Source organism: Actinoplanes sandaracinus, assembly GCF_030009775.1.
GTDB classification, from domain to species: domain Bacteria; phylum Actinomycetota; class Actinomycetes; order Mycobacteriales; family Micromonosporaceae; genus Actinoplanes; species Actinoplanes sandaracinus.
Map to the genome: position 1 here is coordinate 49,060 of NZ_JASCTH010000024.1, position 13,128 is coordinate 62,187.

At 68.3% G+C, this 13,128-nt stretch carries 10 protein-coding genes and 1 pseudogene; all 11 read right to left on the reverse strand.

Translation table 11 applies throughout. The annotated features are described in order from the left end of the window. Window positions 1–28: 28 nt before the first annotated feature. The 11 genes and pseudogenes from QLQ12_RS31710 to QLQ12_RS31755 all read right to left on the reverse strand — a co-directional run bounded on the left by QLQ12_RS31710 (window position 29) and on the right by QLQ12_RS31755 (window position 13,028). A complete protein-coding gene (locus QLQ12_RS31710) occupies window positions 29–430 on the reverse strand; it encodes a PIN domain-containing protein (protein WP_282764197.1) in 402 nt (133 codons plus the stop codon). A 9-nt stretch (window positions 431–439) separates the two neighbouring features. Beyond that, window positions 440–643 carry a hypothetical protein gene (locus tag QLQ12_RS31715; RefSeq protein ID WP_282764198.1) on the reverse strand — a complete coding sequence of 68 codons (204 nt, stop codon included), beginning with the start codon at window positions 641–643 and terminating at the stop codon, window positions 440–442. Between the two features lie 109 nt (window positions 644–752). Next, complete coding sequence (locus QLQ12_RS47180; protein ID WP_407651653.1) at window positions 753–1,307, reverse strand: GNAT family N-acetyltransferase; 555 nt, start codon at window positions 1,305–1,307, stop codon at window positions 753–755. A gap of 39 nt (window positions 1,308–1,346) precedes the next feature. Next, a pseudogene (locus tag QLQ12_RS31720) lies at window positions 1,347–3,110 on the reverse strand (penicillin acylase family protein); the annotation flags it as partial. Continuing rightward, the gene (locus QLQ12_RS31725; RefSeq protein ID WP_282764200.1) at window positions 3,107–5,308 is read right to left on the reverse strand and encodes a GNAT family N-acetyltransferase; all 2,202 of its coding nucleotides are present in this window, start codon (window positions 5,306–5,308) and stop codon (window positions 3,107–3,109) included. The gene QLQ12_RS31725 and the pseudogene QLQ12_RS31720, both read right to left, overlap by 4 nt. Continuing rightward, a complete protein-coding gene (locus QLQ12_RS31730) occupies window positions 5,305–6,585 on the reverse strand; it encodes a lysine N(6)-hydroxylase/L-ornithine N(5)-oxygenase family protein (RefSeq protein ID WP_282764201.1) in 1,281 nt (426 codons plus the stop codon). Before QLQ12_RS31730 ends, QLQ12_RS31725 begins: the two co-directional genes overlap by 4 nt. Next, window positions 6,585–8,051: a pyridoxal phosphate-dependent decarboxylase family protein gene (locus QLQ12_RS31735; protein WP_282764202.1), complete on the reverse strand. Its 1,467-nt coding sequence runs from the start codon at window positions 8,049–8,051 to the stop codon at window positions 6,585–6,587. The genes QLQ12_RS31730 and QLQ12_RS31735 overlap by 1 nt, the downstream gene beginning before the upstream one ends. Before the next feature lie 289 nt (window positions 8,052–8,340). Continuing rightward, window positions 8,341–9,867 carry an arabinosylfuranosidase ArfA gene (gene arfA / locus QLQ12_RS31740; RefSeq protein WP_282764203.1) on the reverse strand — a complete coding sequence of 509 codons (1,527 nt, stop codon included), beginning with the start codon at window positions 9,865–9,867 and terminating at the stop codon, window positions 8,341–8,343. Between the two features lie 91 nt (window positions 9,868–9,958). Continuing rightward, window positions 9,959–10,804, reverse strand: coding sequence for a carbohydrate ABC transporter permease (locus QLQ12_RS31745; RefSeq protein ID WP_282764204.1), 846 nt, complete (start codon window positions 10,802–10,804; stop codon window positions 9,959–9,961). Next, window positions 10,801–11,733 (reverse strand): carbohydrate ABC transporter permease, encoded by a 933-nt coding sequence (locus QLQ12_RS31750; RefSeq protein ID WP_282764205.1) that lies wholly within the window; start codon window positions 11,731–11,733, stop codon window positions 10,801–10,803. Before QLQ12_RS31750 ends, QLQ12_RS31745 begins: the two co-directional genes overlap by 4 nt. Beyond that, window positions 11,733–13,028, reverse strand: coding sequence for an ABC transporter substrate-binding protein (locus tag QLQ12_RS31755; protein WP_282764206.1), 1,296 nt, complete (start codon window positions 13,026–13,028; stop codon window positions 11,733–11,735). The genes QLQ12_RS31750 and QLQ12_RS31755 overlap by 1 nt, the downstream gene beginning before the upstream one ends. Window positions 13,029–13,128: the final 100 nt, after the last annotated feature.

The window sequence follows — 13,128 nt, forward strand, 5'->3', positions numbered from 1 at the left end:
GAGACGATAACCAACCGGGAGGAAGCCGTCAGGCCGTCACGAGGGTGAGCCCGTGATGGATTCGAAATTCGTCGAAATCCTTCACATTGAGTGTCGCCAGCGGCAGGCCGTGCACCAGGCAGCAGGCCGCAATCCACATGTCGTTCATCGGCCGCGGTCGGCCCCGCGACTCCGCGGAAGCCGAAAGCATGCCGTACATGTCGGCTACCGCATCCTCCCCCGGCAACAGCGGACATGCGGCGAGCCACCTGGCGAGCCTGGCACGTCTCCAGGTGCTCCAGTCTCGTTTATATGTCCATTTTGCAAGTTCCGCACGGCCGACGAAGGTGATTACTGGCTCGAAGCCAGCGACCTTAGCGGCGAGCACCGGCGGCATCCGATCCTTGAGGTGCGCCGAAGCAACATCTGTGTCGAAAACAATGCGTCGCATCAGCCTTGATCAACCGAGGTTGCGCTGACGCTCGGCGCGGTACCAGAGAAGGAACTCGTCCAGCTCCTCGTCTGACTCGAAGACGTCAGGGGCCGATGTGGCCCACTGCTCGAATGTCATCGGCGACCGACCCATCTGGCGAATCAACTCGTCGATGGGGGTGAAGCCTCGGCCCTCGACGGCCGGGACATCGTCGGCATTGGTTGCGCTCATGGTTTCCTCCCGAAGGAGTCTGCTAGTCATGCGGCCAGGTTACCCACGCTACTTGATATGGAGCAATAGCTCGTCAGCTTCTAGTCCTGGAGCAAGGATACGCCCGGAGCTACTCCGCGGAGCCCTCGAAGCGGACGCGGTCGAGGAAGGTGAGCTGGGCCTTCTTGTGACCCATATCGATCTCGGGGCCGAGCGTGAACCCGAGCCGCCGGAGGCGGTTGATCATGCGCTCGTTGCGGACGTCCGGCTCGGCGACGATGCGCTCGCGGGACGGCTCGGTGAAGAGGTGGCGCAGCAGCGCCGGAAAGACCGCGCTGGTCAGGTGCGGCAGGTTCCGGTCGCCGGCGTCGAGGAGCAGGTGCAGGCCGAAGTCGCCGGGGAGGACCTCGTAGCACTCGCCGACCGGGTCCAGCGACGGCTCGTACGTCTGGAAGATCCCGATCGGCCCGTCGTCGAGCAGCAGCAGGTAGGCGTGGTGACTGTCGAGACTGTCGACGAAGGCGTAGATCTCCTCGACCTTCTCGACGGTGTGCCCGGCCATGCCCCAGAAGCGGTTGCGCTCCTTCGTCACCCAGGTGTGCACGACCGGGGCGTGGGCGGCCGGGTCGAGCGGGATCATCGTGAGCTCGCCGAGGCCGGGCAGCTTCTCCGAGAGAACGATCATGGACAGACTCCGATCGGAGGCGAGGAGGTCCCAGTCGGTGACCAGCGGGATGAGCGAGCCGGCCGCCCAGAGCGGCAGCTGGTCCAGGAAGTGCGGTGACGCCGGGTCGTCGGAGGCGCCGAACGGCACGACCCATCGGCTTCGTGCCCGGTCGGTGAGGTCCCAGACGTACCGGGCGACCGGGCCGCGCCAGCACAGGTCGCTGACCCCGGGCACGCTGGACGTGTTGAGCACGCAGGCCGCCGAGCCACCGAGTTCCACCTGCGGGACGGCGACGGAGAGACCCGGCAGCTGGAGTGGGTGCAGCAGGTGCCGCGAGCCCCAGGACTCCCCGTCGGCGGGGAGGGTCGCCAGCGCCGACGGGTCCAGGCCGAGGCCGCCCAGCACCCCGTCCAGGGCGATCCCGATGCGGGCGCGCGGATCGGTCCACGGGGCGAAGAGCGGGTCGTGGCCGCACGGCTCGAAGAGAGGCCGCAGAGCGGGCAGGTCGCACAGCGCACGTGCCAGCGCCGACCGCCGGGCCATCGCGTGGCCGGCGTCGATCGAGCCGGCGGGCAGCGCGGTGTCCATGTGGATCTTCTCGTGCTCGACGCCGGCGTCGAGCAGGGCACGGATCCGGCGGGCACGGGCGGGCGGGGCGAAGTCGACGCCGTACGGCGCGGTGTCGGGCCGGCGGTCGTTGGCGTTGACGGCGGACGAGACCTCGGCGCGGAACATCGGGGCCCAGCCGGGTTTCCACTCGTACCGGGTTTTCCAGGCGGGAACCGGCACGAGGCGGTTGCGCTCGTCGCGCTCCGGCACCCGGCCGACGGTGAGCTGCAGGGTGCGGCCGGTGGAGTCGGCGGTCAGGACGCTGTTGACCGGTTCGACCCACCGGGACAGGGCGTCGGCCACGTCGTCCACCGTGGACGCGTGCAGCAGCGGCAGCAGGGCGTCGAAACCCAGATCGAAACCGGCGCGAGCGGGGGTACGCAGACTCAGGTCGCCGTCGATGATCGGCCCACGGGCGGTCTCCACGATGTCGACCACGACCGGATCGTCATCGCGTACGGCGATCGTCTCCTGATGGGTGACCACCGGCTCCCAGCCGGTCGCGCCGCGGGCCTGGAGCCCGTCGCCGGTGGCGCGCAGTTCCTCGATGTAAAGGTCCTGGTAATCGGCCATGGCGTTGGTGATGGCCCAGGCCACCGACCCGGCGTGGCCGAAGTGCTGCACGCCGGGGACGCCGGGGAAGGTGAGCCCGGCGACGTCGAACGACGGGCAGGCGAGGCGGATCTGCTGGTAGACGCCCGGCAGTTCGAGCAGGCGGTGCGGATCTCCGGCGATGTGCGCGTCAGCGGCCCAGGCGTTGCTTCCGGAGCCGCCCGGGCCCTCGATCGCGAACCACGCGATCGCGGAGGGCCCGAGGGTGCGTTCGACGTGGGCACGCCACATCTTGTTGCCGAACGTCCCGAAGAGGATGTGCTGCACCAGGAACACGCCGTACGAGGACCACGGGTGCCACTCGATGCCGCCCGCGCGGACACCGGCGGCGTAGGAGGAGACCCAGTCCCGGGTCGGCTGGTCCGAATTCTCGAAGCACCGCCGGGCGGTGTCGTCGAGCCGGGCCCGCCGGGCGAACCGGTCCCAGCCGAGTTCGGCGATCCCGGCCACCTCGGCCAGGCGGCCCTCGGAGCGGCGCCGTTCCACCTCGATCTGGCGGCCACGGTCGGCGGCGGTCACCCGCCCCTGGAGCCAGGCCAGGTCGAGGACCGAGCCGGCTCGCAGGTGCGGGATCCCGTGATCGTCGCGATAGACCCTCATGCCGAGATCGGGTTCTCCAGCTCGCCCGCGAAGATCAGCGAGCTGGCCTGGTCGGTGAGGTCCACCATCTGCAGCGTGTTGCGCAACTGGAGCCGGTTCAGGCAGGAGTGCTTGAACGTGGGCCGCAGCAGGTCGAGTCGCCCGGTCAGCGACGGGTGGTCCTTCGCGTGCCCGCGCACGCAGTCCCCGGCCAGCGCCCAGAACTCGCCCGCGGTCAGCACCCCGTCGGCGTCGAGGATTCCGGCGAGGTGCCGCAGGAACCCGTCGAACACGTCGGTGAAGATCGCGAGTTCCTTGAACTCGTCGCTGACGTCGACCCGGATCCGCTCCACCTCGGGCGGCAGCGGCTGGTCGTTCATCACCGCCACCTCCTCGCCGATGTCCTTCATGAAGACCCGGCGCGGCACGTGGTTCTCCAGCACGAGGATCAGGTTCTCGCCGTGCGGCATGAAGGCGAGGTCGTGCTTGAGGATGCAGTGCACCACCGGCCGCAGGTAGGCGTGCAGGTAGGACGCGACCCACTCGGCCGGCGTCACTCCCGACTCCCGGATCAGGGCGGTGGCCAGGGAGTCTCCGGCGCGGTCGCGGTGCAGCAGGCTGGCCATCGTGGCGAGCCGCTCGCCCTCGGCGAGGCGCGGCATCGGGCTCTCCCGCCACAGGGCGGCGAGCATCTTGGTGTACGCCGAAGGCGTGCCCGTCCGGTGGTAGGCGTCCCCGGTGTACCCGATCGCCGCCAGCTCGCGGAGCACCCCGAACCCGCAGGCCCGCAGTTCCTCGTCACCCTCCACGACGGACGCGACCCAGTCGTTGATCGGCGGCGTGGCCTTCATGTACTTCGGGGACAGCCCGCGCAGGAAACCCATGTTCTGCACCGCGATGGCGGTCTTCACGTAGTGCCGCTCGGGCCGGTCGAGGTTGAAGAACGTCCGGATCGACTGCTGTGCCTGGTAACGGTCGTCGCCGGCGTCGAGCGGGACGACAGCCCGGCGGGCCACGTCGGGAGCGAACGTGACGGTGACCTTGTGCTCCCACTGCCACGGGTGCACCGGTAGGTACCGGTAGTCCGCCGGGTCCAGCCCGTGCCCGCGCAACTGAGACTCGAACCGGTCCAGGAGGTCGCCCAGTTCCGCCCGGTAATGCGCGAGCTCGTCGCCGTCGTACACGAAGATGCTCTCGCTCTTGCGGACGGCGACCCACCGCAAGCGGACCGGCCGCCCGGCCTCGGGGGTGTAGGCGGCATGGTCGGAGAGTCCGTAACCGATGCGCCCGTTGTTGGCCACGAACCCGGGGTGTCCCTCGGTCATCGCGGCCTCGATGGTCTGGAAGCTCGCGTGGACGAGGTCCTGGGCGGTCTCCCGGCGGTGCGCGAACTTCCATGCGGTGCCGGCCAGTGTCGCGGAGATCTCCTCGAGATAGGTCCCGAGCAGCTTCTCCGGGATGCCGAGGGTCTCCCGGAGGTTCGCGATGAAGTCGAGCGAGTCCAGCGGCCCGTCCAGCGACTCGGGGTCGATCACCCAGTGTTCGAGCGGGTACCGCTTCGCGGCGAACGTGTTCTCACCGAACTGGAACCGGCCGTCGCCGAGAGCGACCGGCGTGATCAGGCGCTCGTGGCTGAACTCGGCGATCGCCTTCGCGATCAGCCTGCGGTGCGCGAACTCGATGGCCTCCGGCCGCAGGTGCGGGACGCTCATCTCGTACGCCGTCCGCGTGCAGAGACTGAGCCGCGCCACCTTGTCGTGGAGCCGGACGTGGCGTTGTTCGACGAAGCCGACCTCGGCGTTCTTCCGCGCGATCGCCTCGTTGCGCACGTCCGGCTCGACGACGACCCGTTCGATCCGCGGGTCGGCGAAGCAGAAGTCCATGACCGCCCGCATCACCGCGGAGGTGACGCCGGATCGCGGCCGGCCGGTGGGCGGCGCGACGAGCACGTGCATGCCGATGTCGCCGGGCCGCACGTCGTAGTGCGAGGCCAGCTCGCTGTGCGCCGGGTCGTAGGTCTCGGCGAGGAACAGCGGGGCGCCGTCGTCGTCCAGCCCGAGCCACGCGTGGTGGTGCGGGTTGTCGGCGATCTTCTGGTACTCCTCGCGCACCCGGTCGGTGGTCGCGCCCTGAAGGCCCCAGTAGTGCGAGCGCGGGTGGGTCACCCAGGTGTGCAGAAGATCAAGATCACGATCAAGGTCGAGGGGTACGAGTCTCATCGGTTCACCAACTGTCGGGGGATGTCGGCCTTCGGCGCTCCGAACTGCTGGAACGCGATGGACTCCTCGATCTTGTAGATCTCGCGGCCGGTGATGCCCTTGAGGATCACCGAGTTGCGGTAGGGGCCCATGCCCAGGTCGGGGTCGGTCACGCTGTGCGTGTGCTCGGCCGCGTTCTGCACGAACACCTCGTTGCCGGACTTGTCGACGGCGTAGTCCACGGTCACGTCGAAGCGTCCGCGGGCATCCCAGCTGATCCGGTCCCGGACCGGGTCCAGGAACGACGGGACGCGGGGGGCGTACCCGGTGGCCAGCACGAGGCCCTGGCTGGTCGCGGTGAACGAGCGTTCCTGTTCCCGGTGGTGCAGCGCCAGCGTCCAGCGCTCGCCGTCCCAGATCACGCCCTCCAGGGCGGTTCCGGTCAGCAGGGTGGTCGGGACCGGCCCGGCCAGGCTCTTGGCGTAGAGCGTGTCGTAGATGGTGTCGACCAGGTCGCCGCTGATTCCCTTGTAGAGGTTGCGCTGCTCACGGCCGAGCCGGTCGCGCACCTCCATCGGCAACCCCTGGTGGTACCGGATGTACTCCGGCGAGGTCATCTCCAGGGTCAGCTTGGTGTACTCCATCGGGAAGTACCGCGGCGATCGGGTGATCCAGCTCAGGTGGTAGCCGTACGTCTCGATCTCGTTGAGCAGGTCGAGGTAGATCTCGGCGGCGCTCTGCCCGCTGCCGATGATCGTGATCGAGTCGAGGCCCTGGAGCTTCTCCTTGTTGGGCAGGTAGTCCGCGCTGTGCACGTACGGCCCCTGGTCGACGGCGGCCGGCACGCGCGGGGCGGTGCCGATGCCGAGCACCAGCTTGCGCGCCCGGTAGGTCTGGCCCCCGGTGTGCACCAGGTAGGCCTCGCCGTCGTGGGTGACGGTGTCGACGCGGGTGTTCCAGTGGATCGACGGCAGCTGCCGCGCCACCCACTTGCAGTACTCGTTGTACTCCGCGCGCAGCGGGTAGAAGCTTTCCCGGATGTAGAACGGGTAGAGCCGGCCCACCTGCTTGAGGTAGTTGAGGAACGAGAAGCGGTTGGTCGGGTCGGCCATGGTGACCAGGTCGGCCATGAACGGGACCTGGATGGTCACCCCGTCGAGCATCAGACCCGGATGCCAGTCGAACTCGGCCCGCTGCTCCAGGAAGACGCCGTCCACGTCGGGCAGGTCCGCGGTGAGGGCGGCCAGGCCCAGGTTGAACGGGCCGACCCCGATGGCCACGAAGTCGTGCGTGCGCATCAGGCCATCACCGCCGCGGCCTGGTCGCGCTCGCCGGTCATCTCCTGTCCGATCCCGCGGATCAGGTCCAGCACGCTGCGGATGTGCGTCATCGTGGTGTTCGGGTTGAGCAGGGTGAACTTCAGCCAGTAGTGGCCGCCGACGGTGGTGCCGGCGACGATCGCCTGGCCGCCGTAGAACAGTCGCTGCCGCAGCTTCGGCATCAGCTCGTCACACTCGGCGACGCTCATGCCGGCCGGCCGGTAACGGAACAGCACCGTGCTCAGCGTCGGCGCGGCCACCGCCTCGAAATCCGCGTCGTCATCGATCTGCAGGTAGGTCTCGTGCGCCCGGTCGACGACGGTGTCGAACATGTCACCGATCTGCTCGGCGCCCATGGTCCGCAGCGTCATCCACAGCTTCAGCGCGTCGAACCGGCGGGTGGTCTGCAGGCTCTTGTCGACCTGGTTCGGCACCGCCGCGGTACGCGGGTTCAGGTAGTCGGCGTGCACCGCGATCCGGCGCATCGTCTCGCCCCGGCGGACCACGATGGCGCTGGAGCTGACCGGCTGGAAGTAGCTCTTGTGGAAGTCCACGGTCACCGAGTCGGCCTTCTCGATGCCGTCGAGCAGGTGCCGGCGGCGAGGGGAGACGAGCAGGCCACAGCCGTACGCGGCGTCGACGTGGAACCAGATGCCCTGGTCGCCGCAGATGGCGCCGATGGCGTCGACCGGGTCGAGGCGGCCCAGGTCGGTGGTGCCGGCGGTGGCGACCACGGCCATCGGGATGCCGCCGTCGCGGCGCACGCCGTCGATCGCGGCGACCAGCGCGCCCGGGTCCATCCGGCCGGTGCCGTCGGTGGCGACGCCGACCACGGCGTCGGCGGCCATGCCGAGGATGCCGGCCGACTTGCTCACGCTGAAGTGGCTCTCCGTGGTGGCGAAGATCCGCAGCTGCGGGATGGCGTCTTTCCGGTCCAGCCCGACCAGCGCCTCTTCCCTGGCCAGCAGCAGGGCCTGCAGGTTGGACTGGGTGCCGCCGCTGGTGAAGATGCCGTCGGCGTCCGGCCCGAAGCCGATCCGCCCGGCCGTCCAGTCGATCAGGCGGCGCTCGATGAGGGTGCCCGCGGTGCTCTGGTCCCACGTGTCCACGGAGGAGTTGACCGCGGAGATCAGCACCTCGGCGCTCAGCGCCGGGATCGCGACCGGGCAGTTCAGGTGAGCGACGTAGGTCGGCTCGTGGAACCAGACCGCGTTGTCGAGGTAGAGCCGGGCGACTTCGTGCAGTGCCGCACCGGTGTCACCGAGCGGCCGGTCGAGGTCGACGGCGTCGACCTGTTCCTGCAACTCGGCGACTCCTGCGCCGGAGTACGGCTGCCGCACCGCCTTCACCCGGTCGGCTAGCAGCGCCGACGCGTGCCACACACCGGACGTGTAACCGTCCAGGGTGGACCCGGAAAACAGATGCGGGGACTCGGACCGCTCCAACGGGGGCCTCCAAATAAGGTAAACCTTACCTAACTGAGGGGAGGCTAACTGGCCGGACACGGGAAGGAAACTTACGCACGGAACCTCGGGGGATTTCACACCCGGTCCAGCACCCTCCACGCACGGCCCGACCTGCGAAAGTGTTCTTGAGAACTGCTTCGACGAACGTCGAGTGACGAGTGCCACATGATGCACGAAGCCCCCTCTTCCAGAGAGGGATTCATCGATATACAAGATCGGAAGATCCGCGCCGGCCCCCGCTGAAAAAGCGCGGGCCGGCTGCCGGGGGTCAGGAGCGGGCGAGACGGACGGCGCTCCAGGAGACGTGCGGCAGGGTCGCCGTGACGATGCCGCCGTCGACCGTGATCGCACCGCCCGGCACCTCGGCGGTCGGGCGCAGGGTCACCCGCTCCGGGTTCTCCCGGGTGTTGGCGGCGTAGACGTCGTCGTCGGTCAGCGTCCACGCCTCGGCGACGGTCAGTCCGGCCCCGAACGCGCTCAGGTCGACGCTGAACTCCACCGGGTTCGCCAGGTCCCGGTTGACCGCGAAGAGCACCACGTCGCCGGTGGACGGGTCGTGGGTGGCGACGGCGTCGATCAGCGGGGCGACGCCGTACTTCGCCGTCTCGTACGTCGGGGCGTCGATGTGCAGCCGGAGCACGTCGCCCTTGGCCAGGGCGGCGGTCTTGGCGAACGGGTGGAAGATGGTCTGCCGCCAGGCCGGGCCGCCCGGCTCGGTCATGATCGGCGCGATCACGTTGACGAGCTGCGCCTGGCAGGCCGCGGTGACCCGGTCACTGTGCCGGAGCAGCGAGATCAGCAGGTTGCCCACCACGACGGCGTCGGCGACGTTGTACTGGTCCTCGATGACCCGCGGGGCGACCTTCCACTCCTCGGGCAGGGGCGCGCTCTGGAACCGCGACAGGTACCAGACGTTCCACTCGTCGAACGACAGGTTGATCTTCTTGGTGCTCTTCAGCCGGGCGCCGACCGCGTCCGCGGTGGCCACGATGCTGTTCACGAAGAAGTCCATGTCGACCGCGCTGGCCAGGAAGGAGCCCAGGTCACCGTCGTGCTCCTCGTAGTACGCGTGGCAGGACACGTAGTCGACCACGTCGTAGGCGTGCTCCAGGACCGTCGACTCCCAGGTGCCGAAGGTCGGCATGGTCGAGCTGGAGCTGCCGCAGGCGACCAGTTCGAGGTCCGGTTCGGCCGAGCGGAGCGCCCGCGCGGTGCTGGCCGCGAGGAGCCCGTACTCCTCGGAGGTCTTGTGCCCGGTCTGCCACGGGCCGTCGAGCTCGTTGCCGAGGCACCAGATCTTGATGCCGTAGGGCTTCTCCGCGCCGTTGGCGCGCCGCTGCTCGGAGAGCGCGGTGCCCTCCGAGTGGTTGACGTACTCGTGGACGTCGAGCGCCTCCTGCACGCCGCGGGTGCCGAGGTTGACCGCGTACATGATCTCGACGTCGGCCTTCGCCGCCCACTTGGCGAACTCGTCGATGCCGACCTCGTTGGTCTCGATGCTGCGCCACGCCAGATCCCGGCGGCGGGGCCGCCGCTCGGCCGGCCCGACGCCGTCCTCCCAGCGGTAACCGGAGACGAAGTTGCCACCGGGGTAACGGACCATCGTGACGCCGAGTTCACGGGCGAGCGCCAGCACGTCGGTACGGAAACCGTCCTCGTCGGCGAGCGGATGGCCCGGCTCGTAGATGCCGGTGTAGACGCAGCGGCCCATGTGCTCGACGAACGAGCCGAAGGTACGGCGGCTGACGGGCGCCACGACGGCGGCCGGATTCAATGCGACACGCGCACGGAGCATTGTTGTGTCCCTTTACCGAGAAGAAGAGGAGATGCGCGGGCTGGTCGTCACCCGCGCCGCGGCGGAACCCGAGGCCTGTGGTGGACGAGCCTCACTTGACGGCTCCGATGGTGAGGCCACCGCGCCAGTACCGCTGCAACATCAGGAAGGCCACGATCAGGGGGACGATCGCCACCAGCGCCCCGGTCACGATCACATTGAACGTAGCCGCTCCGCCGTTGCCCATGATCGCGGACATGTACCAGGCCCGCAGCCCGACGGTGAGCGGGTAGAGCTGGTCGTCGCTCAGCATCACCAACGGCAGGAAGAAGTTGTTCCACGATCCGACCATGCTGAACAGCAGGACGGTGACCAGGGCGGGCCGCATCGCGGGCAGGGCCACGCTGGTGAAGACCCGGAACTCGCCGGCCCCGTCGATGCGGGCCGCCTCGAGCATCTCGTCCGGGATCGAGTCGTGGACGTAGACCCGCAGCAGGTAGACGCCGAACGGGTTGAGCAGCGACGGCAGGATCACCGCCCAGATCGTGTCGACCAGGTTCGCCTGCGACATCAGCAGGTAGGTCGGCAGCACCAGCGCCGTCGCCGGCACCATGATCAGGCCGAGGAGCAGCGCGAAGAGCTTGTTGCGGCCGGGGAAGCGCAGTTTGGCGAAGGCGTAACCGGCCAGGGCCGAGACGGCGGTCGCGCCGACACCGCTGACCACCGCGTAGAACGCCGAGTTCCGCATCCAGGTGAGGAAGACCCCGTTCTCCTGGTCGAACAGCAGCGTCAGGTTGTCGATCAGGTGGAAGTCGGCGAACCAGAGCGCGTTCGACTGGAACAGTCCGTCGTTGTTCTTGGTCGCGGCGACCAGCAGCCACCAGAACGGCAGCAGGAAGTAGACCGCCATCAGTCCCATGACGGCGTGCGCGGCGACGCTGCCCTTCTTGACGTTCATGCCAGCGCGCTCCGTTTCCGGGTGGCGAAGAGGAAGATGTACGACCCGACGAACACCACCGCGCCGAGCAGGAACGAGATCGCCGCCGAGTAGTTGTGCTGCTGGAACGAGAACGCCTGGTGGTAGGCGTACACGTTGGGCGTGTAGTGCTGGGTGATCGCGCCCGGGTTGAGCGGCTGCAGGATCAGCGGCTCGGTGAAGAACTGCAGCGTGCCCATGATGGTGAAGAGGGTGGCCAGGACCAGCGCCGAGGAGATCATCGGCGTCTTGATCCGGAGGGCGATCTGCACCTCGCCCGCGCCGTCCATCCTGGCCGACTCGTAGGTCTCCCGGGGCAGGCCCTGCAGCGCCGCGTAGAGCACGATCATGTTGTAGCCGGCCCACTGCCACGTGACGATGTTGCCGAGCGACGCCAGCACCGTGTCGCCGGAGACGAAGTCGACGCCCAGCGCGGAGAACGGGCCGACGCTGTCGCTGTAGAGGAAGCCCCACATCAGGGTGCCGATCACGACGGGCACCGCGTACGGGACGAAGGCGGCGAGCCGGAAGAACCGGGAGAACCGCGAGGTGGCAGCGTCGATCAACAGGGCCGCGACCAGTGCGATCCCGATCATCACCGGGGTCTGGACCAGCCCGAAGACCAGGACCAGGACCACGCCCTCACGGACCAGCGGATCGTCGATCGCCTGCCGGTAGTTGTCGAAGAGCGCGAAGACCTCGCCCTCGATCAGGGTCGACCGATACAGGCTGATCTTGAAGGCGTACGCCATCGGCAGCAGCAGGAACGCGACCAGCAACACCACGAACGGCAGGACGAACAGCCATCCGGTCGCCGCCTCCCGCAGGTGGGTCGCCCGCCGGGCAGGCGCCTTCGGCGAGGGTCCCGCGGCCGCCGGAGCGGCCGCGGGGGAAGTCTGCACCTCGGTCATTACTGAACCTTGAAGCCCTGCTGGGTGGCGTAGGTCTTGACGTTCGCCTGCGCCGTGTCCAGCGCCGCGCCCCACGAGGTCTTGTTCTCGATCGCCTGGTTCAGGCCGGTGGTGAGCTGGCTGAAGTTGTAGCTGTTGAACGGGCTCCACGCGAACGGGCCGATCGCCTTGTACGCCGGGACGAAGACCTCGTTGACCTTCTGGCCACCGAAGAACTCATATTCCTTGTTCATGAAGGCCTCCGACTCCAGGACCGGGGTCGCGGTCGGGAAGAGGAACGCCTTGTCGATACCGATCTTCCAGGCCTCGGTGTTCTTCGCACCGAAGATCTCCATGGCCACCTTGGCCGCGACGTCGGGGTACTTCGCCTGGTCGGTCACCGCGAACGAGGAGCCGCCCCAGTCACCCTGCGCGTTGGCGCCGGCGGTCCACTGCGGCAGCGGGGCGACCTTCCACTTGCCCGCCGAGCCGGCGGCGTTGGCCTGGATGTAGCCGGGGCCCCAGCCCGCCGCGAGGTAGGTGGCGTACTTCTCCGAGCCGAGGCCACTGTAGAAGTCGGTGGTGTGGAAGGCCGTGGAGTCGGCCAGACCGGCGCCGACCATGCCCTCCCAGTACTCGATCACCTTCTTGGCCTCGGGGCTGTTGATGTTGACGCCGATGTTCGACGGGCTCGCGATGTCGTAGGTGTAGGGCTGGGCGCCGGCCTGCCACATCAGGCCGGTCATGAAGCCGCCGTCGTTGGCGCCGAAGTCGGTGATGAACGACTTACCGCCGGACGCGGCCTTCAGCTTCTCGGCCTGCGCCTTGTACTCGTCCCAGGTGGTCGGCACGGTCAGGCCGTACTTGGCGAAGATGTCCTCGCGGTACATCATCGCCATGGGGCCCGCGTCGACCGGGATGGCGTAGACGGAGTCACCGGTGCTGACCTGTTTCCACGCCCAGTCGACGTAGTCGCCCTTGACCGCGTTGGCGCCATACTTGCCCAGGTCGACGAGGTGCTTGGTGAGCTGGAAGGTGGGGATCTCCTGCAGCTCCAGCATCACCACGTCGGGCGCGCCCTTGCCGGCCTTCAGCGCGGTCTGGAGCTTGGTGTACTGGTCCTGGCCGGTGCCCGCGTTCGTCCACTCGATCTTGATGTCGCTGTGGGTTCTGTTGAACAGGTCGACGACGCCCTGGAATTCCGGGTACCACGCCCAGACCTTGACGGTGACCGGGCCGGTCGGCTTCTCGGCCGTCTTGTCGTCGCCGCTGCTGCAACCCGTGAGCGCCAGGGCGGAGGCCGCGACCGCCGCCACAACCGATCGCCGACTGACCCGCCGTGCGCTAAGTTCACTGATGTTCACTGGGTCCTCACAGACAAGTTAGATGCGTATCCAGTTGATCAGTTCTGAGCCG